Annotated in this window: 11 protein-coding genes and 1 pseudogene; 5 read left to right on the top strand and 7 right to left on the bottom strand. The window is 65.0% G+C overall.

Features of this window, described 5'->3' with window-relative positions; translation table 11 throughout:
• Nucleotides 1–353 precede the first annotated feature (353 nt).
• The 7 genes and pseudogenes from O3656_RS05075 to O3656_RS05105 form a co-directional block, all read right to left on the bottom strand.
• Nucleotides 354–857 carry a hypothetical protein gene (locus tag O3656_RS05075; RefSeq protein WP_314736653.1) on the bottom strand — a complete coding sequence of 168 codons (504 nt, stop codon included), beginning with the start codon at nt 855–857 and terminating at the stop codon, nt 354–356.
• Nucleotides 858–1,747: 890 nt separating this feature from the next.
• Nucleotides 1,748–6,238, bottom strand: a complete 4,491-nt coding sequence (locus O3656_RS05080) for an ADP-ribosyltransferase (protein WP_500062916.1) — start codon at nt 6,236–6,238, stop codon at nt 1,748–1,750.
• Nucleotides 6,239–6,394: 156 nt separating this feature from the next.
• On the bottom strand, nt 6,395–6,673 hold the full coding sequence (locus O3656_RS05085) for a putative T7SS-secreted protein (RefSeq protein WP_500062917.1): 279 nt from the start codon (nt 6,671–6,673) through the stop codon (nt 6,395–6,397).
• Nucleotides 6,674–6,679: 6 nt separating this feature from the next.
• The gene (locus O3656_RS05090) at nt 6,680–7,018 is read right to left on the bottom strand and encodes a hypothetical protein (RefSeq protein WP_500062918.1); all 339 of its coding nucleotides are present in this window, start codon (nt 7,016–7,018) and stop codon (nt 6,680–6,682) included.
• A gap of 12 nt (nt 7,019–7,030) precedes the next feature.
• Nucleotides 7,031–7,330, bottom strand: a complete 300-nt coding sequence (locus O3656_RS05095) for a 1-deoxy-D-xylulose-5-phosphate synthase (protein WP_500062919.1) — start codon at nt 7,328–7,330, stop codon at nt 7,031–7,033.
• Nucleotides 7,331–7,343: 13 nt separating this feature from the next.
• Nucleotides 7,344–7,721 (bottom strand): hypothetical protein, encoded by a 378-nt coding sequence (locus O3656_RS05100; RefSeq protein ID WP_500062920.1) that lies wholly within the window; start codon nt 7,719–7,721, stop codon nt 7,344–7,346.
• 53 nt (nt 7,722–7,774) lie between these two features.
• Nucleotides 7,775–7,909, bottom strand: a pseudogene (locus tag O3656_RS05105) (cation diffusion facilitator family transporter); the annotation flags it as partial.
• Nucleotides 7,910–7,945: 36 nt separating this feature from the next.
• Between O3656_RS05105 and O3656_RS05110 the strand changes: the two are divergent.
• From O3656_RS05110 to O3656_RS05130, 5 genes are all read left to right on the top strand, one after another.
• Nucleotides 7,946–9,676, top strand: coding sequence for an alpha/beta hydrolase (locus O3656_RS05110; protein WP_500062921.1), 1,731 nt, complete (start codon nt 7,946–7,948; stop codon nt 9,674–9,676).
• A gap of 370 nt (nt 9,677–10,046) precedes the next feature.
• Entirely contained in the window at nt 10,047–11,894 is a 1,848-nt protein-coding gene (locus O3656_RS05115) for a hypothetical protein (protein ID WP_500062922.1), read from the top strand.
• 225 nt (nt 11,895–12,119) lie between these two features.
• Nucleotides 12,120–15,929, top strand: coding sequence for a S8 family serine peptidase (locus tag O3656_RS05120; RefSeq protein ID WP_500062923.1), 3,810 nt, complete (start codon nt 12,120–12,122; stop codon nt 15,927–15,929).
• Nucleotides 15,930–16,160: 231 nt separating this feature from the next.
• Nucleotides 16,161–19,985: a S8 family serine peptidase gene (locus O3656_RS05125; protein WP_500062924.1), complete on the top strand. Its 3,825-nt coding sequence runs from the start codon at nt 16,161–16,163 to the stop codon at nt 19,983–19,985.
• Nucleotides 19,986–20,203: 218 nt separating this feature from the next.
• Entirely contained in the window at nt 20,204–20,671 is a 468-nt protein-coding gene (locus O3656_RS05130; RefSeq protein ID WP_500062925.1) for a protease inhibitor I9 family protein, read from the top strand.
• The last annotated feature ends 118 nt before the right edge of the window (nt 20,672–20,789 follow it).

Below are 20,789 nucleotides of genomic sequence, written 5' to 3' on the forward strand. Positions count from 1 at the left end.
CCTGCCGTCTTGTTCCTTGCGCACGATTGAAGAGTTCGCACAGAGCATGGATATGAGATCGTCGAACTCTTCCAGCACAGGCCCAGGGGAGCGCGAGGCTACGAAACTCTTCCCACATGACTGGCTCCCTTCGCTAGGTCGGGGCCTGCTCCGATTATGCCATCGAGGCAGGCTAGCCTCATCCTACCTACACGCGGCGTGCTGAAGCGGCGACTGCAATTGCGCGCGCGTATGTAAAATAGTCGCATTTTGCGCTCAGTGTATTGTCGGTTTTGTGGGTGAGGAAATCGATGATGTCATCGTTGCCCATCAGCTTGCGGTCCGGCAGTGCCGACTCTCTTCGTGTTGAAGCGTTAGCCCACGGGAACGAGGAAACGTTCTGATGCGCCTTCGGGCAGGTCGACGCGCTGGCTGCGAGCAGCACGGAGTGCGGGCTCAAACTCAATGAGAATGGGCGTCCAGGAGTCGAGAACACGGGTGGGGGTAAGGCTCTTTCCTCCTTCGGTCAGACGCATTTCCTCGTACAGCTGGATGGTCACTCCGAGGAGCTCCTGAGGTGCATGCACGTAGAAGTAGGAGCCGGGCATGTAGGTGACCTCTTCGAGATTGAAAGAGGGGGCGCCCATCATGAGTGTGCTGAGGTCTCGTCCGTTCTTGCCGATAAAAATAGCGACCTGCGGAACCGCCAGGTTGTTTGTCGCAATCGAAATGTTATGCGATGTTGCCGTGAGCACGGGAGAAGCAATCGCACGCGGCTCCGTGATGGATGTGTCGACGTATCCGCGGAAGGTCACCGACGGGGTCGGGGGTAGTGACTCGAGAAGAGTCAAGAGACTTTTGATGTTGTCTTCGTTCATGATTCCTCCTGTGGTTTCTAGTCAAAGCGTGCAAGGTAGTCGGGCAGGACGTACGGTGATGTCCAATCGCGGAGCAGGCCTGTGTATTGGACGATGCACGTATAAGCGTTGCGCTCGTCGAGAGTGTTAGGACCGTTCCAAAAACTATCTGGGTTGCCTGGCTCTGGCTGAAGAAAGTGCTTCCACCAAAGATATTCTGGTTCTTTCCACCACACGGGGACATCTCGAACCTCGATGCGTTCTTCTGCCGGGGTTGGTAGCTGTGTGAGTGAGCCGTACAGGTCAGGATCGTCGGGGTATCGATCCACGTAGATCGTGCGCAGCTGCCCAGGCACGGTCCGCGGCGGCACGGCGATCTCGGTGAATGGCGGAATGTCAGGAGAACTATGCTCCCAGGCAAGAACTCGCACCCAGATGGACCCTACTCGCGTATTGTCTGCCCAAGGATTAGCGTGCCAAGGGTGTCCGTCTGCACGGACGACAAACCAGGGATTGCCCCAGCCTAGATCCACGAGGAGAGCGAACGTGTCAGTCCCGCGAATGGGGTGATGGGAGACAATAGAGCCTCCAGAGTTGCGTATGCCGTGCCGAAGCTCACTGCGCGTACCGGAACTGATAGGCATCACCCAGCCCTGTGGGCTCGGGGTCCCGAAAGGCTGGTAGGGCACCCGTGGCAGCGCCTCAGGCAGACCCGATAACGTGCGGAGCGTGGCTGAAAAACGACGGATGACGTCGCGTTGGTGGGGGAAGAGTCGCTCCCAGTCGAGCTGGCCGTCTTCAGGGCGCTTAGGGAGCTTCCAGATCTCTGGGTAATCCCACCAATGATGGTCGGCAATCCACAACTGTGCTCCGTTAACGTTTCCATTCACAGCGACGGGCATAGCTGCATCCTACTCTCTCTGCCTGAGTTTGATGGTCCAACTTCCGTTATCGTGTCTTGTCTTATCTAGGACTTCAAAATCAACTCCGGACTTGAAAAGGATTTCATCTTGCGTGGCATACATGGACATCGGGCGGATATTTGAACCCGACGCCTCTTCAATCTCAAACAGGACTCGTGTTTCCCCAGGTTCGGGTTTGAGCCTATTCATGAACCTCTCTGCCACTTCAGCCTTCGTACTAGTTGAGAAGAACGCAGGGTCACGGTAGACACCGGTACGGAATGCCTCGTCAAGAATATGCTGGGGCACCTTCGTTCCCCGGAATACTGCCTTGTTATGTGGCGGCAACCTGTCGAGGAATTCATTGAGGGTCTCAACTGTCTTGGGGATATCGGCCGGGACAGCCATTGATGGGTCGCGAAGCCAGCCGTTGATCAGCTTATATTGCGGACCCGAGTAGTTGTAGACAGCCATTAGCTCTTCATGCGACAGATCCGGAATCTGCTCGATGCATGCGTCCACCCACGCTTTGACCGCTTCCGGGGTCGCCACTTTGTGATTCGGAGCTTGCGGGAGCGATTCAATTTCCTCCACGGTGAGGGGACGCTTCCCGCCGCCGGAGCCGTTACCGTCACCCCCGCCGGAGCCGTTACCGTCACCCCCGCCGGAGCCGTTACCGTCACCCCCGCCGGAGCCGTTACCCCCGCCGGAGCCGTTGCCGTCACCCCCGCCGGAGCCGTTGCCGTCACCCCCGCCGGAGCCGTTACCTCCGCCGGAGCCGTTGCCGTCACCCCCGCCGGAGCCTTGCCCGTCGGTGGAACCGTTGTGTTTGCGGGTGCTGCCGTCGGCGTCCTTGTCGGATTTGCCGTCGGCGTCCTTGTCGGACGTGCCGTCAGCATCCTTGTTGGACTTGTCCGACGTGGGCTTGTCGGCCTCCGTCTTGTCACCGTGGTGCGTTGAGTCAGCGGCGTCGTCGGCCTTGCCGTTGGCGGAGTGGTCCTTCGCCTTGGGGTCAGCGTCCGCGTGCCCACCGGAATCCTTGGTGGTCTTGCCGTCGGAGTCCTTGTCGGACTTGTGCGTGTCGGCGTCGTCGGTCTTGGTGGTGTGCTTGTCGTCGGTGTCCTTGGGGTGTTCGGCGTCGTCGTGGTGTGCGGTGTCGTCTTCCTTGTGGGACTTGTCCGACGTGGGCTTGTCGGCCTCGGGCTTGTCGGCCTCGGTCTTGGCGCCGTGGCGCGTCGAATCAGCAGCGTCGTCGGCCTTGTCGTTGGTGGAGTGGTCCTTCGTCGTCGGGTCGGCGTCCGCGCGCTCGACGGAGTCGTGCCCCTGCTTAGCGTCGGCATCGACCTTGCCGGAGCCATTTGCGTCGCCGGAGCCGTGGCCAGCCTTCGTGGTGTCTGCGGCCTCGTCCACGTGGGTGGCGGGCGTGTCGGCTGCATGCTTTCCGCCATGTGGCTGCGTGTCACCACTGAGCTCTTCGATCATGTCGTCGTTGGGCGACTTTTCGAGTGCATCTGGGGCGGCCGTGGCTGCGCGGTTGGCCTCGTAGTTGTTGTCGAGGACCTTGGCGTAGTCGTCGACTGTTTGAGGGTCTTCGGGGGTGGTCTTAGCAGGCCGGGTGGGTTCGCCTCTAAGGTCTTCGGCGATCTCGTTGTAGGGTAACTTTTCGGGTGCATCAGGGCCGGGTTTGTCGGCTTCGGTTTTGTCGCCGTGGCGTGTCGAATCAGCGGCGTCGTTGGCCTTGCCGTTGGCGGAGTGGTCCTTCGTCGTCGGGTCGGCGTCCGTGTGCTCGGCGGCGTCGTGCCCCTGCTTGGCGTCGGCATCGGCCTTACCGGAGCCATGTGCGTCGCCGGAGCTGTGGCCAGCCTTCGTGGTGTCGGCGGCCTCGTCCGCGTGGGTGGCAGGCGTGTCGGCTGCATGCTTTCCGCTATGCGGCTGCTTGTCGCCGCCCAGGGCGTCGCCGACAGGAGTTTCCTTCTTGGGGGTGGTGAGCGCGTCGGGGGCGCCGTCTCCACCCTGCCCTGCCCGGGGGGTGTCGCCGTGGCCGGGGGTGGAATCAGCGCGTGAAACGCCCTGCGTATCACCGGTGGGCATGCCCGGATCGGCACGGTGCGGCCCCTGTGCAGGGGCCGATGAACCACCGTGGGTGCCAGTATCAGCACCAACATGGCCACCGCCCTGGCCCGTGGGGGCGCCAGCAGCGTGCGTTCCACGCAACGCATCGCCTACGCCGCCACCGACATCAGCAGAATTGCTGACGCCGTGTGCGCCGTGACCCGTATGTCCTGCGGTCGCACCGAAATCTGCGGTGCTACCGAAGCCGTCCGCTCCGTGGCTCACACGGCTCGGATCGCTGCCACCGAAGGCGCCAGCGCGCTCGTAGGATCCCTGAGCGCCCACGCTGGCCTCGCTACGACCAACGCCCGCGCCGACAAGCTCATCGGCACCGCGCGTCTCACCGTTAGCGTGGGTCAAGCTGTAATCCAGGTAGGAAGAGTCCTTCCTGTTCTCAGAGCCAAAAAGATCGAAATCGTCCCGGTTCGTCGAGAAGCCGTCGGAGTCCCACGAATTGTCGGGCTTCCGCGGAGACTTCCCGCCAACTGCAGCGGGAGCCTGAGACCCGACCTCGTCAGGTGTCATGGAACGATCAGGGCCAACACGGTAAGAATCATCAGGCTTCCGCGGAGGATTCCCGCCAGCTGCAGCAGCAGCGTCAGGCCCGACCGCGGCAGACGACGGAGCTCCGTCGGTGCCGCCGCGGCGGGCACCACCTGCGGTTTCGACAGGATGGTACTGGCCGTTGGGAACCTTGTCGGAATCACCGGGCGTGACATCCACATGATCCAAGTTCTTCTGGTTGCCACCAGCGTGCGTATCGATCTTGTTCGCCGGGGCACCCAAATCGGTGCGCGAACCGGTAGCTATCTTGTCAGGGTCAACGGGCTTCTTCTGCGGAATAGCCTCAGCAGTTGCGACGCGCTCACCCACACCGTCGTTACGCACGGGAGCAGCGGGCGAGCCGCCAGCAGTACCGTGGCCAGACGCCCCGCCGTGCGAGCCAGCGGCGGGTGCGCCGGTAGTGGGTGCGCCGTGGGTGCCAGTTGCGGGTGCGCCGGTCGCGGGAGCGCCATGTGTCCCTGCGCCGGGCGCAGGAGCACCGGTTGCGCCGTTGGCGGTGCTGCCAGCGCCGTGGGTGGCACCGCCGGTATCCGCATTCATGAACGCGTTGTTGTGAGCGCTGTTAGACGCGCTGGGGGCAGTGTTCGCGGGAGCCGCATGCCCGGCGGTGCCAGCATCGCCGGCTGCGGACGCATGAGGCGTCGCGGCGGGCTGAGCCGCACTCGACACACCGTTGGAGCGGTGGCCCGGATCCGTGGGCGGAAGAGCAGAATCCTTGACATCCGCACCACCGTGCGAGGCGTGGCTGGCGTTGCCTGCAGCGTCTGCGGCGTTGCCGCCAGCGTGAGCGGCGTGGCTGGCGTTGCCTGCAGCGTCTGCGGCGTTGCCGCCAGCGTGAGCGGCGTGGCTGGCGCTACCGGCACCGTTTGCGGCATGGCTCGCGCCACTGGCGAAGCCACCGCCACCAGAAGCTGCATGGCCTGCACTGCTCGCACCGCTGGCGATACCGCCACCGCCAGAAGCGGCGTGCGTCGCGTGGCTGGCGCTACCAGCAGCATCGGCGGCCCCGCCGACTGCGTGTGTCGCGTGGCTGGTATCCCCGAGGGCCCCACCAGACCTCGCTGCGCGGCCCACGTCACCGACCCCGTCCAGGGCGCCAGCCATGCCGTTGACGGCTTGAGCGGCGTCGTGAGCGTGGTCGGCTGCTCCGGCCAGGTGCTTTGCGGTGTTCGCCAGATCCACGACATCCGCCGCGGTATTCAAACCGTGGGCGCTCAGCTTGCCGACCAGGTTCTTGCCGAGCTTAGCCAGGGAACGAATATCGTCGGGGCTAATAGGCAAAATAGCCTTGATGACCTCTTTACCGATGCGAAGAGCACGAGCTCCGCCGGTCAGGGCCTTCTCGCCGGCGGACACGCCGGCGCTGCCACCCATCGTCGCAATCGCGAGGACCACGTCGGGCAGGAGGTGACCGATGGCGCGCCCGGGATCGTCGGTCCACGTATCCCAGTCGATCAGCGACTTGCCGACAGCCTTCATAAAGCCCACGGGATCGTTCCACAGCGCCTTCGCCATGGCCGCCAACGTCTCGGTGGGTATCTCTCTATGCTTGATGTCGTACTCTTCCAGGGTCATGTCGCCCATGAGTACGCGGCCGAAGTCCCACATGCCCTCGCCGCCGCTCAGCTTCCATACCAGCTTCACGATTTCGACAACGGCCTCGAAGGCGCCGCCCAGGATCGAACCAGCCGTGCGGGTCACCGCATCCCACCACGTGCGCTCGGGCAGCTTCGTAATACCCGCATTCAATGCGGTAATCAGCAGGTCACCGGCCTCGTTGACCTGATCGACCAGCGTCTGGAAATCAGCTTCTGCGGCCGCCATGGCCGAGCGGCCCGGACCCTCATTACAAGAGGCACCAAACACGGGCAAAACACCATATGCGGCGGCCTCGCTGCGCGCATCAGCCTGATTGTTCTGCGCCTGCTGGACCGCGTCGCGGCCCTGCTCCCAACGGACGCGAATCCCATCACACTGGGACTACGCCGACGCCAGCGTCGACGCATACGACGAGTAGGCCTCGGACGCCGACGAGAACGCTTCCTGGGCGTCCACCCAGCCCTGGACCTGCACCTTGAACTTCGAACGGAAATGATCCGCCGCCCGGCCCTCCCACCCATCAGCGTTGAGGGAGGACAAACCAGAATGGATATTCCCGAACTCGTCGGCGCGAGCCATCATCACCGCGGCGCGCGTCGAAATACCACCAGGATCCCCACCGATCGAAAAAACTGGCGCACCACGGGCAACAACACCCACGTCAGATCACGCCCCCGAACCAACGACGGGCGACTGGCCGAGCGCCTCAGCAGCCGTCTGAACAGTCGTCATGTACTCCTTAGCCTTATCCATGTACTCGCTATAAGCACCTAGAGCGCCACTGACCGCACTGGAGGCAGCCTTGATCTCATCACGCAAGTCGTTCGTGCCTTTTTCCCACGTGTCCTGGAACGCGTTCGTGCGCTCCCACACCTCAGGATTCTCCAGCATCCCCGAGTTAGGCACCCAATCCTCCACGTCGTACTCCTTGGCCGCCTCCTCAAAAGAAGACAACGACTGTACGAACGAGGACATGGCCTCCACATCGACCTTAAAATCACTCACGATCGCCAATCCTTAACCGTCGATGCACGCAAACGCTTTAGACTCAGCATGCTGACCCTCCGCCAGGATCTTCTCCATCGCCTCAGCTGCCGCCGTCAACACATCCGCCAATTCCTCACCGCGCTTTTCCAGGCGCTTAAGCGCGCCATCGCACGCCTGACGAGACTCACCCGTCCAATCGCCCACAGCAGCCCTAATGTCAGCACTGACATCAGGAATGAAATCCTTAACCACCAGGACTCTCTGACGGAAAGCCTGAGCCATCTCAGTGGCACAGGCCTCCTCAAAGACCAGCATCGAATCGCTACTCATTGACAACCCCCCATCACGATACCGGCTGGGACAGCCGCATCAGCTCGTCGTACAAGCCGCCACCCGACGAATCCCCGCCCGGCTCCGACCCGGAAGTCGCCTGAACCAACGACTGCATAATTTCTTCTTCGCACGCACCAAAAGACCGCTCGACGCCCACCAAAGCCTCGGCCAAACGCTCTAAGTCATCAAACAACGCACTCAGGGAATCACCCCACATAGTCAGCGCATTGCCCAACGGCTCCATGAACGGACCGTTGATCCCCTCCGACGCGGACGTCACATCCTCGCCGATCATCGACACCGCCTGAGAAAAAGGCTCAGCGTTAGCTTCAATACCCCGGGCAGCCTCAACCAGCCTGCCCGGAGTAAACCCAACATCTGCGCTCATTCCATCAACCTACAAACACACTGACCGCCTGTCAAGCGACAGGGGTTGCCGAGCTAGTGCTCGATGTGCTCGTGGCTCGCATGCTGCGGGTATTCGAGCTGGAACGTGGAATGCGCGATCGGGAAGTGGTGGCACGCGCACTCGCCCAGCTCGTGGACAATACGATCGCGCGTGGGACCGTCGGCCTCGTGCCCCTCCTGAAGCGCGAGGCCACCCCTGGCACAATGGGGACCATGGGTCTGTCGTTTCTGGGAGTGATCGCTGCCCTCGCCATGTATGCGGTGAGCGTGGCACCGTCGCTGATGGCGCGCTCCTGGGCGTGGCACGCGGTCGCCTCGGGCGTCCTCGTCTCCTGCGGGTACGTCGCGGGCGTCATCGTCCAGAACGTGGGCGCCCGCATCATCGCCATGACGGGCCTGACCATCCGCGCATCCGAGCCCGTCGAGATCGGCTTCCGCGCCTGCGCCGCAGTACTCTTCGCGATGTGGTGGCTCTACGCCGTCATCCAGTCGTATCGCCGGGCCCGCGTCGCCGCCAGACTTGTCAACATGCCGGGCGAGACCTTCGGCGAGTACCTCCTGGGAACCGCCGGAACCGTCGTCGTCGCATGGTGCCTCATCGCGATCGTGGGTGCCCTGAACAGTCTCGGACGCATGCTTATCGCGGCGCTCGGTGACTACATGCCGCACCCGATCGCCGTCGTCGCCGGCGTCGCGATCCTGACCGTCATCGTCTTCTTCCTGACCTCGAACGTGATCCTGCGCGGCGGCATCGGCTTCTTCCGTCATCACGCCGAGCAGATGAACACGCGCACCGCGCGCGGCATCTACAAGCCCTTCGTCCCCGAGCGCTCCGCCTCCCCGGCCTCGCCCGTCACCTGGGAGTCGGTCGGAGGGCAGGGGCGCGTCTTCCTCGGCCGAGGCCCCTCGCGCCTGGACATCGCCCAGGTCAGCGGCGGCGAGGCCATGGAACCCATCCGCGTTTACTCCGGCATGCCCACGGGCGGGGCGGGCATTGAGGTGGCCGCGGCGACCGTCGTCGCCGAGCTGCGGCGCACGGGCGCATTCGATCGCGCGGTCATCCTGATCGCTGCGTCGACCGGCTCCGGCTGGGTCGACGAGTGGCAGGTCCAACCCCTCGAGTTCCTCACGCGCGGCAACTGCGCGACCGCCTCGCTGCAATACTCCTACGTGCCGTCGGCGCTCAACTGGCTGACCGGCCTCGAGCCCGCGCAGGAGGCGTCGGCCGCTCTCTTCCGCGCGGTGCGCGCCGAGCTCGACACGATGGACGAGGCCGACCGTCCCGCGCTCTTCGTGTGCGGCGAGTCCCTGGGGGCCTTCGCCTCGCAGTCGGTGTTCTCCTCGGTCGAGGAGGCGCTGGAGCAGGTGGACGGCGCCCTGTGGGTGGGCACCCCGGCGTTCACGCCGATGCATGCCGAGCTGACGGCTGAGCGCCACAAGGGCAGCCCCGAGGTGGCGCCCGTCGTCTACAACGGGCGGCGCGTGCGCTTCGTGAACGAACCCTCCGACCTGCGCACCGACCTGTACGGACGCGAGCTGGGTCCGTGGAGATTCCCGCGCCTCGTCTATGCTCAGCACCCCTCCGACCCGGTCGTGTGGTGGAACCGAAAGCTCTTGTGGAATCAGCCGGATTGGCTGCGCGAGCGGGCGGGGCGCGATGTGTCCCGCTTCGTCGAGTTCACGCGCTTCGTCACCTTCATTCAGGTGCTCGCCGACCTGCCCGTCGCGGGCACCGCCCCCGGCGGCCACGGCCATACCTATAACGAGGAACTGATCCCCCTGTGGAGGGCGATCCTCGGCTTTGATCGGCTCTTCGACGAGGCGCCGTCCCACCCGCGCTTGGCGGCCCTCGACGGGTCCTGGGTGGACGAGGCGATGGTCCGTCGTATCGGCATCGTCGTGCGGGCGAACCTGGAGCTGTCTGACCGCCAGTAGGTGTGCGCAGCGCGTCCTGATCTGTTTGTCAAGCGCGTGGCCTATGACGTGCTACTTGCAGTCGGTTCTACGCGGAATTTACCGTGTCAAATGAAATCTCTATGACCGAGAAGTTTGCTTTTTCGGGCGCATTTCGGTGAACATATGTGCTTTTGTCATTGAACATATGTGCATTGGTCAGAGACTGTGTTGAAACTATGCTGACCGGAGCGCTGCGAGGTGCCTAATTTCCCCTCAGAATGCCTTGTAGCTACTGAATGGTAAGCCAGTAAGCCGTTGCTAGGTATCTGGTTGCGCAGTATCGTGCGGATTGTGAGCCGATGAACCTAACCGGTCGGTATGGCTCGCATGAATCAACATTGGAGTGAGCATGTCATACACATTTCACAGGGCGTTGATCGCAGCCCTGGCGACCGGCGCAATGGCAGCGTCTGGTGTCGCCTTCGGCGCTCCTGCCCTGGCAGCAACCCCCGCACCCGACGCGTATGGGCCAATGATCTCCAACCTCGCCACCACGAGCGAGGGCATCGGCGGTCAGGTCACCTTCTCCGTCACTGACAATCCCGGGCTGTCCAGCATTGACCTGCGTGACCCCGCGACCGACGCGATCTTCTACCATCGTGTCGTCGACTTCCCCGGCAATGTCACCGACGATGGCCTTCACCACTACCTCTTCACCATCAAGTTCTCCGACATTCAGGCGGCCTGGTCCCAGGCCGGCCACACCGATGCCCTCCCCGCGACCGTCAGGCTCGTCGCCTGGGGCAGTGACGGTCTGCCGTCTAAGCGCGCCGATGTCGCGATCGAACCCATCGCCATGAGCTCCCTCGACTTCGGTATCGAGTCCGGTCAGCTGAACATGACTGTCGGTCAGCAGACGTACATCGGCGTCACGCACAAGCCGGACAACGCCAACATGACGAAAGTCAACTGGACTGGTGACGATATCGACGTCCTGAATGTCGATGATCGCTCGGGCCGCGTGACTGCCCTGAAGGAGGGCTGCTCGGACGTCCGAGCCGTCGCTGACTACATGGATCCCACGGCCTTCGACCCGGTGATGGCTACCGTCCAGGTCTGCGCCAGCGAGCTGGGCAAGGATGAGATTGCGGTCAATTACCTTCGCGCGGACATCGAGGAGGGCGAGACTGTCACCCTCAAGCCGCTGCTGCCCGAGAAGTTCAAGGATGCCACCCTGTCCTGGAGCCTCGAGTATGACGGCGTGGTCATCCTGAAGGTGGCCGAGGACGGCAAGAGCGCGACGATCACCGGCGGTAACGTCGTTGATTGGGATCAGGTGAACCTGACCGCTACTCTGCCCGACGGAACCGAGGCAAGCGCGACGACGATCGCTGTCGTCAAGTCTGTGAAGCACGATGTGACAGCGCCCGCTCCCTGGGTCGACCCCGCGCCGCAGCCCGCGCCGCAGCCCGATCCGCAGCCCCAGCCACAGCCTCAGCCTCAGCCCGATCCCCAGCCACAGCCACAGCCCGATCCGCAGCCCCAGCCACAGCCTCAGCCCGATCCCCAGCCACAGCCACAGCCTCAGCCGCAGCCCGATCCGCAGCCTGCTCCCGATCCGCAGCCCCAGCCCCAGCCTGCCCCCTCGGGCGCCTGGATGCTGGACTCGATCGGCTGGTGGTACCGCAACGCTGACGGCACCTACCCGGCCAACACCTCCGCGGTGATCGACGGCCGCACCTACCGCTTCGATGGACGTGGCTACATGCGCACTGGTTGGGTCATGGACGGCGGCACCTGGTACTACCACGATGCCTCCGGCGCTCAGCTCACCGGCTGGCAGGCGATCGGCGGTACCTGGTACTACCTGGGTGACAACGGCGCGATGCGCACTGGTTGGGTCATGGACGGTGGCACCTGGTACTACCTGCACGGTTCCGGTGCGATGGCCACCGGTTGGATCAACCTGGGCGGCACCTGGTACTACCTGCACGGCTCGGGCGCGATGCTCACCGGCTGGCAGGCGATCGGCGGCTCCTGGTACTACCTGGGTGACAACGGTGCGATGCGTATCGGTTGGGTCATCGTCGATGGCACCTGGTACTACCTGCGCGGCTCCGGTGCGATGGCCACCGGTTGGATCAACCTGGGCGGCGCCTGGTACTACCTGTCCCCCTCGGGAGCCATGGTGACCGGCACGCAGGCCATCAACGGCCGCAGCTACACCTTCAACGCCTCGGGCGTGTGGATCCCGTGATCTGATCGAGGCCTCGCCGACAGGTAACAGTCCGGGCCCGGGAACGCAGCAACGCGCTCCCGGGCCCGGCTTCTCGTTAGACGCTTCAGCTCCGCTTCACGTATCAATAAGCAATACCGTGATTGTCACTCGTGCTATGTGCGGTATTTTGTGAGGAGACGGCTGGTACACCGATGTACCGGATGCCACCGGCACGCCGTCCCCCAACACATTTGGAGAAGGCTTATGTCAACGAAGAAACCGGCTGCCCTCCTCGCCTTCGTCGGCGCGTGCGCGCTCGCGGTCACCGGGCCGGCCACCCTGGCCTCGCCCCTGTCCGCGGGCCCGTCCGGCGCCCGCGATGGCGCAGCGGCGTCCCTGCCTGCGGGCGATATCGACACTGCACTCACCTCGAAGACCGGGCAGTCCGCGCCCGCCTCGAGTGCCGACGATGAGGATCCGGCGCGCGTCGTCGGCGTCATCGTCCAGCTCGAGGATGGCGCATCCCGCGAGGGCGCGATCAGCGAGATCAACCGGGCTGTGGCTGCTCAGTTCCCCGGTGCCTCGGCCCAGGTGGAGCACGAGTATGATAACGTCCTGACGGGTTTTGCTCTCAAGGCTCCCGCCGGTGCGCTCGACGCGATCCGTCGTGCCCCGGGCGTGCGCGCAGCGTTCCTCGAGCGTGAGGGACACGTGAACGACGGCGCGACCCTCGATGCCGAGGGAGGCCTCGAGGCCTCGCAAAACGGCGGGCAGGACCCCGCCAACCTGAGTGCCCAGCTGATGATGCGCACCGACCAGGTCGCGCAAAAGGGCGAAGGCAAGGTCATCGCCGTCATCGACACGGGTGTCGACACGACCCACCAGGCGTTCACGGGCGCGCTCGCGGGAACGCCCGCGCTCACCCCGCAGAAGGTCGCTGCGCTCTCGTCCCAGCTGGGTGAGGGCAAGACCGGCGTCTACATCTCGCAGAAGTTCCCCTTCGCCTATGACTATGCGGATGGTGACAACGATGCGTCGCCGCGCGAGGGCGGCTCCGGCTTCCATGGCACGCACGTCGCCGGCATCGCGGCGGGCAACGCCGACAAGATCATCGGTACCGCTCCGGATGCTCAGGTGATCGTCGCGAAGGTGACGCGCAGTGAGGACGACGCGCTGCTGGATTCGGCGCTGCTCGCCTCCCTCGACGACATGCTGGTCCTGCACCCCGACGTCATCAACCTGTCGCTCGGCTGGACGGCCGGCATGGATAACGAGGCCGACACGGTCTACGCGACCGTGTATAAGAAGCTCCAGGACGCGGGTATTACCGTGAACGCGGCCGCGGGCAACGCCTTCTCCACCGGGTATGGCAACAACTCCGGCAAGGGCCTGCCCTACGCCTCGGACCCCGACTCCTCGGTCATCGACGAGCCCGCGACCTACTCCTCGGTGGTCGCCGTCGCCTCCGTCGAGAACGCGCTCATCCGCAACGCCTTCACCGTGAACGGGAAGGATATTGGCTACCAGCGTTCGCGCGGCATGAACGGCGAGAAGGTCGCCTACTTCTCCGACCTGCCCGCAGGCACCTACGAGTACGTGGACGCCGGGTTCGCCTCCGAGGAGGACGTCGCCGCCCTCAAGGAGAAGTACCCGGACGGCCTCGCCGGCAAGATCGCCCTGGTCTCGCGCGGCAAGATGACCTACCAGAAGAAGGTCGAGAACCTCTACGACCTGCACCCCGCGGGCATCCTCGTCTACAACAACGTGTCCGTCGGCTCGCTCATCATCATGAACCTGACGACGCAGGACTTGCCCGCCGCGTTCATCTCCCAGGCCGACGGCCAAGCCATGCTGGACGCCCCCGAACACACGCTCTCCATCGCCGAGGGTCAGGTCCTGCCGCAGTCCTCCATCTACGAGGCCTCGGAGTTCTCCTCGTGGGGCGTGTCCCCGGATCTGCGTCTCAAGCCGGAGATCGCTGCGCCCGGTGGCAACGTTTTCTCGTCGATACCGAACGGTGCGTACGAGCAGACCTCGGGCACCTCGATGGCCACGCCCCAGATGGCCGGCATCAGCGCGATCGTCCTCCAGCGCGTCCAGTCCGATCCGTTGTTTGCGTCGATGAGTGCGCGCCAGCAGGCCGATGTGGTGCAGAACCTCATCATGGGCACGGCTCGTCCTCTGACGGATGCGGCTCAGACGACGGGCGCGCTCTATTCCCCGCGTAAGCAGGGTGCGGGCCTGGTGGACGCGCTGGCGGCGACGACCTCGTCGGTGTACCCGACGGTGGTGGGTGCGCCTGAGCAGTCTCGTCCCAAGGCGGATCTGGGGGACGGGACGAAGGGCTGGCACTTTGATGTCACGCTGCATAACCTGTCCGGCACGGCGGCGACCTATGAGCTGAGCTCGCAGGCTCTGTCGGAGATCGTGGACGGTGGGTTCTTCACGGAGCATTCCTCGGATTGGCGAGGCCATGGCGTGGAGATCGCGTACTCGGGCGCTGCGTCTGCGTCGGCTGAGGGCGCGACCGTCACCGTTCCCGCGAGCGGCGAGGCCACGGTTGGCATCGACATCACGCCCGGCAGCGAGTTCGCCTCCTACGTCGCGGACAACACGCCCAACGGCACGTTCCTGGATGGTTTCGTGCGCTTCACCTCGAAGACCGACGGCCAGCCCGACCTGGCCGTGCCCTACCTGGGCTTCTACGGCGACTGGGGCAAGGCCCCCATCTTCGACGCGCTCGCCTCTGTGGGCGGGGCGCACACCCGGGCCTCGGACATCGTCAACGGCCAGACCGGCGCCTCCCTCGGCTACAACCCGCTCGTCAAGGCGGCCGACCGCACCGGCGACCCGAACCCGCAGCGCTACGTGATCTCGCGGTCCACGGCCTCGGGCGCCCCGACGATCCTCGAACCGCGCACGGGCACGCTGCGCAGCGTCCACTCGCTGACCAGCACCTACACGAACGAGGCCGGGGAGACGGTCTTCTCCGTGACCAACCACCAGAACTGGAAGTCCGTCTACCTGACCAGCACCGAGGAGAACACCTGGGTCGAGGCCTACCACGAGTCCACCGCCTTCGACGCGAACGCGGAGAAATTCGCGCAGCTGCCCGACGGTGCCTACACGCTGCAAATCGCGGCATCCAACGACGGTCCGTCGTCTGCCCGGCAGTCGATCTCCTACAACTTCCGCCTCGACACGAAGGCCCCGGTCATCTCCGATCTGGTGTACTCCGGCAAGGATGAGGGCTTCGTCGTCACCTTCGATGTCACCGACGACTCGCCGCTGGCAGCTGTCGACCTGCACGACCCGGCCGACGGCCTGTGGTTCTACCGCCACGTCTTCACCGAAGATGAGGGCAGCGTCGGTGCCGACGGCCGGTACACGTACCACGTCGAGATCCCGCTCAGCGTCATCAAGCAGGCGTGGACCGACCAGGGCGGCACCGGCGACGTCATCGCCAACCCCTACATCCTCGCGTGGGACTACGGCCTCAACCCCTCCGAGATCTTCCCGATCAACCTGCCCAGCGCCAACCCGGGCACACCCAGCCCGTGCGTGAACCCCGAGGGCGGTCACTGGGTGAAGGATAGCGTCGGCTGGTGGTACGCCTGCGCCGATGGGGCGAGCTACCTCAAGAGTGGTTGGTTCACCATCAACGGCCGCGACTACCAGTTCGGGCCGTCGGGCTACATGGCGACCGGCTTCCTCAAGCGCACCAACGGCGAGTGGGTCTACGCCGACTCCGATGGAGCCCTCGTGAGCGGGTGGGTGAAGGATGGCGGCCAGTGGTACTACCTCGACCCCGCCTCTCACGTCATGGCGACCGGATGGGTGGCCGACGGCGGCTCCTGGTACTACCTCACCGGCAACGGTGCGATGGCCATCGGGTGGGTGAAAGACGGCGGTACCTGGTACTTCCTGAACGCCTCCGGAAAGATGGCGACCGGCTGGATCAAGGATCGGGGAACCTGGTACTACCTGGCACCCTCCGGCGCGATGCTGACGGGCACGCATGTGATCAACGGGCGTACCTACGTGTTTGACGATTCGGGCGCCTGGGTGCGATAAGCGCCGAATGTCCTGAATCTGTCAATACTGCCTTCCGGGCCCGAGAACGTTGCTGTATAAGCGTTCTCGGGCCCGGAATCCGTTACTGGGTAAAATAATCGTCAGGTGTTTCTCTACGTGAAACAAAGCTTGTCACAAGACTTGTCTGCGGTATCTTGATCATGGCGGCCAATAGACGCGGTCCTCTCCTCGTTCTTACGCGACCGCCTGTCAACACATTGGAGTAGGTAGATGACAACGAAGAAACCAGCGACGCTCCTCGCGCTGGCCGGCACCGCGGCACTCGTGGTTGCTGGCCCCGCGACCCTCGCATCCCCGCCCACCGGCGCGGACAGCCAACCCGACGCGGGTGCCACGGCCTCGTCCTTGCCCGTCGGTAACGTCGATACCGCGCTCACCTCGAAGAGCGGGCAGACCACCCAGACCGATCAGGCCCAGTCGACCGACGAGGTGGACCCCGCCTCCGTCGTGAGCATCGTCGTCCAGCTCGACGACGGCGCCGACCGCGCGGCCGCTCTCGCCTCCATCAACGAGGCCGTCGCCGGCGCATTCCCTGGCGCCTCCGCCCAGGTGGAGCGCGAGTACGACAACGCCCTGAAGGGCTTCGCGCTCAACGCCCCCGCCGGCTCCCTCGACGCGATCCGCGCGGTGAGCGGCATCAAGGCCGCGTTCCTCGACCGCGAGACCCACGTTGAAGGCGCCGACGACCAGGTCGCTGGCGAGGGTGCGACGAACTCCGCCCGCACCGCCGCCCAGGACCCCGCCAACCTCAGCCCCCAGCTGATGATGCACGCCGACCAGATCACCCAGAAGGGTGAGGGCAAGGTCGTCGCCGTCATCGACACGGGCGTGGACATGACGCACCCGGCGTTCGCGGGCGCGCTGCACGGAACCCCCGCGCTCTCAGCGGACAAGGTCGCATCCCTGACCCCCCAGCTGGGTGATGGAAAGACCGGCACCTACGTGTCGGAAAAGTTCCCCTTCGCCTACGACTACGCGGATAACGACCCCGACCCCTCGCCGACCGGCGAAGCCGGATCGCACGGCACTCACGTCGCCGGCATCACCGCTGGCAACGCGGGCGAAATCGTCGGTATCGCGCCCGACGCGCAGATCATCGTCGCCAAGGTCGCCCGCAGCAGCAACGGCGGCATCCCGGACTCGGCGCTGCTCGCCGCCCTCGACGACATGGTGATCCTGCACCCCGACGTCGTGAACCTGTCCCTCGGACAGACCGGCGGCATGGACAACGAAGCCGACTCCATGTACGCCACCGTCTTCAAGAACCTGCAGGCCGCGGGCGTGACCGTGAATGCGGCCGCCGGCAACGAGTACACCGCCGGATACGGCAACCTGTCCGGCAAGAACCTGCCCTACGCCTCGGACCCCGACTCCTCGGTCCTGTGCGAGCCGGCGTCCTACTCTTCCGTCGTGTCCGTGGCCTCGGTCGATAACTCGCTGGCACACAGCGCCTTCACCGTCGGCGACCGCGACATCCCCTACCAGCGCGCCGGCGGCGCCGACGGTCAGAAGATGCCCGACCTGTCCGACCTGACCGGCGGCCCCTTCGAGTACGTTGACGGCGGCATCGGTTCGGCCGAGGACGGCGCCGCGCTCAAGGCCAAGTACCCCGAGGGCCTCGCCGGAAAGATCGTGCTGGTCAAGCGCGGCTCCCTCACGTTCCAGGACAAGTTCAACAACATCGCAGGCTCCAAGCCCGCCGGTTTCATCGTCTACAACAACGTGCCCGGTGATTCGCTCGTCGTCATGAGCCTGGCGACCGACGGCGTGCCTGCCGCGTTCATCTCGCAGGCGGACGGCGAGGCCATGCTGGCCGCCGCCGACCACCACCTGAGCGTCGCCCCCGGCAAGGTGGTGCCCCCCAGCGCGAAGTACTCCATGTCGAGCTTCTCCTCCTGGGGCGTCACCCCCGACCTGCGCCTCAAGCCCGAGGTCAGTGCGCCCGGCGGCAACATCTACTCGTCCGTGCCCGGCGGCAACTACGAGTTCATGTCCGGCACGTCCATGGCCACCCCGCAGATGGCGGGCGTCAGCGCCGTTGTCCTGGAGCGCGTCCAGAACGATCCGCTGTTCGCGTCCATGAGCGCGAGCCAAAAGGTTGACGTCGTCCAGAACCTCATCATGGGCACGGCGGCCCCCATCGCCGACCCGCTCGAGGACTCCGGCGCCCCGTACTCCCCGCGCAAGCAGGGCTCGGGTCTGACGAACGTCCTGGCTGCCACGACCTCGTCCGTGTACCCGACCGTGGTGGGCGCCCCCGAGCAGTCCCGACCCAAGGCCGACCTGGGCGACGGCACCAAGGGATGGCACTTCGACGTCACGCTGCACAATCTCTCCGGCGCCGAGGCCACCTACGCCCTGAACACGCAGGCGCTCTCCGAGATCGTTGACGGCGGGTTCTTCACCGGACACACCTCCGACTGGCGCGGCAAGGGTGTTGACATCGCCTACTCCGGCGCTGCCGTGAGCGGCACCGGCGAGGGTGCGACCATCACCGTTCCCGCGAACGGCGAGGCGACCGTGGGCGTGGACGTCACGCCTCGCGCCGCGTTCGACTCCTACGTCGCGCAGAACACGCCCAACGGCACCTTCCTCGACGGTTTCGTGCGCTTCACCTCGAAGACAGACGGACAGCCCGACTTGACCGTGCCCTACCTGGGCTTCTACGGCGACTGGGGTAAGGCGCCCATCTTCGACGCGCTCGCCTCGCAGGACGGCGCTCACACGCTCGCCTCCTGGGTCTACAACGGCACCACGGGCCAGCAGCTGGGATACAACCCCCTGGTCAAGGACGCCGATCGTATCGGACTTCCCAACCCGAGCCAGAACATCATCTCCCGCTCGGACGCCTCGGGCGCTCCCACGGTTCTCCAGCCCCGCACCGGCACGCTGCGCAGCGTCCACACGGTCAACGCCGCGTACACGAACGCCGCCGGGGAGAAGGTCGCGTCCTTCACGCGATTCATGAACTGGAAGTCCGCCGTGGATCCCTCCACCGGCAAGATGACGTGGCTCGAGCAGGGACACGATCCGATGTCCCTGGATGCGCGCGCCGACGCATACAAGAACCTGCCCGATGGCGAGTACAAGCTGACGCTCTCCGCGCACAACGATGGCCCCTCGCAGGCCGAGCAGTCGATCTCCTACGAGTTCCGCATCGACACGGTCGCGCCCGTCGTCTCCAACCTGGAGTACAAGGGTGAGGGTGCCGACACCGTCCTGTCCTTCGACGTGACGGATGCGTCGCCGCTGGCTGCGATCGACCTGCACGACCCGGCCGACGGTCTGTGGTTCTACCGCCACATCTTCACCGACAATGAGGCAACCATTGCGGCTGATGGCTCGCGCGCCTACCACGTTGAGATCCCCTTCAAGGACATCAACTCCGCGTGGACCGACCAGGGCGGCTCCGGCAACGTCATCGCCCACCCGTACCTGCTGGCATGGGACTACGGCCTCAACCACTCCGAGGCCGCGACCCTCAACCTGCCCAGCGACAACACCGGCACGACCGACGCCTGCACGAGCACCGACGGCGGCCACTGGGTGAAGGATGGCGCCGGCTGGTGGTACGCCTGCGCCGATGGCGTGAGCTACCTGAAGGACGGCTGGTTCACGATCAACGGTTCGGACTACCTGTTCGGCCCCTCCGGTTACATGGCGACCGGCTTCCTCAAGCGCGCCGACGGCCAGTGGGTCTACGCGAACGAATCCGGTGCCCTCGTGGGCGGCTGGGTGAAGGATGGCGGCTCCTGGTACTACCTCGACCCCACCACGAAGGTCATGGCCACCGGTTGGGTCGCCGACGGCGGCTCCTGGTACTACCTCACCGGCAACGGTGCGATGGCCATCGGCTGGGTGAACGACGGTGGTACCTGGTACTTCCTGAACGCCTCCGGAAAGATGGCGACCGGCTGGGTCAACGTGGGTGGCTCCTGGTACTACCTGGCACCCTCCGGCGCCATGCTCACCGGTACGCAGGTCATCAACGGACGCACCTACGTGTTCGACGCGAACGGAGTCTGGGTGCACTGATGTGCGCGCTGCTCTGAATCGCTGAATCGCTGAATCGCTGATTCTCGATTCACGAGGCCGGGGCCCGGGAACGCTCACTGCGAGCGCTCCCGGGCCCCGTCGCATGCGCGCCCACGGGTGTTCGCATGCATGTACTAACGCCGCAACGTCGATGGTCGCTGCGGTATGTTGGAGGCGTCAGCACGACAGCGCACGCCCGCAGCAAGGAGCAGATAACCATGAAGAAACCAGCCGTTTTCCTGGCCGGAGTGGGCACGTGCGCGCTCGCGGTCGCGAGCTGTTCCACCGCGGCGTCGCCGACACCCGCGTCGCAGTCCGGCACTCCCGCGGACTCCGCCCAGTCCGCTCCGGGGGCCACGGCCTCGTCGACGGTCAACCCCGACACCGCGCTGACCTCGAAGAACGGGCAAAGCGGCCCGAGCGCGCAATCCGGCAGCGAGAGCGCCGACGCCACCGTCGTCGTGATCGTCCAGCTCGCGGAAGGCGTCGACGGGGAGGCGACCCTCGCCTCGATTAACGAGGCCGTGGCCGCGTCCTTCCCGGGTGCGTCCGTGACCGTGGAGCGCGAGTACCGTAACGCGCTGCGCGGCTATGCCCTGCGTGTGCCCGCCGGTTCGCTGGAGGCGATCCGCGCGGTCAGCGGCGTCCAGGCGGCATACCCAGACGGCAACAACAGCCTCCAGTAGGCGAGCATCCGGCTGCCTCGCGCCGGTACGAGGCAGGTGGGGTGCGCTCTTTTGCGCATAGATGGGATCCAGGACTTGGGGTGAGGGTATTTCTAATTACTTCAAATTAAGATAATAT

It is taken from the genome of Pauljensenia sp. 27098_8_83 (assembly GCF_041432695.1).
GTDB lineage: Bacteria > Actinomycetota > Actinomycetes > Actinomycetales > Actinomycetaceae > Pauljensenia.

Coding starts and splice junctions, on each gene's coding strand:
- O3656_RS05110 (WP_500062921.1), top strand. CDS start 7,946: ATGGGGACCATGGGTCTGTCGTTTCTGGGAGTGATCGCTGCCCTCGCC.
- O3656_RS05115 (WP_500062922.1), top strand. CDS start 10,047: ATGTCATACACATTTCACAGGGCGTTGATCGCAGCCCTGGCGACCGGC.
- O3656_RS05120 (WP_500062923.1), top strand. CDS start 12,120: ATGTCAACGAAGAAACCGGCTGCCCTCCTCGCCTTCGTCGGCGCGTGC.
- O3656_RS05075 (WP_314736653.1), bottom strand. CDS start 857: ATGAACGAAGACAACATCAAAAGTCTCTTGACTCTTCTCGAGTCACTA.
- O3656_RS05095 (WP_500062919.1), bottom strand. CDS start 7,330: ATGAGTAGCGATTCGATGCTGGTCTTTGAGGAGGCCTGTGCCACTGAG.
- O3656_RS05125 (WP_500062924.1), top strand. CDS start 16,161: ATGACAACGAAGAAACCAGCGACGCTCCTCGCGCTGGCCGGCACCGCG.
- O3656_RS05100 (WP_500062920.1), bottom strand. CDS start 7,721: ATGAGCGCAGATGTTGGGTTTACTCCGGGCAGGCTGGTTGAGGCTGCC.
- O3656_RS05130 (WP_500062925.1), top strand. CDS start 20,204: ATGAAGAAACCAGCCGTTTTCCTGGCCGGAGTGGGCACGTGCGCGCTC.
- O3656_RS05080 (WP_500062916.1), bottom strand. CDS start 6,238: ATGGCGGCCGCAGAAGCTGATTTCCAGACGCTGGTCGATCAGGTCAAC.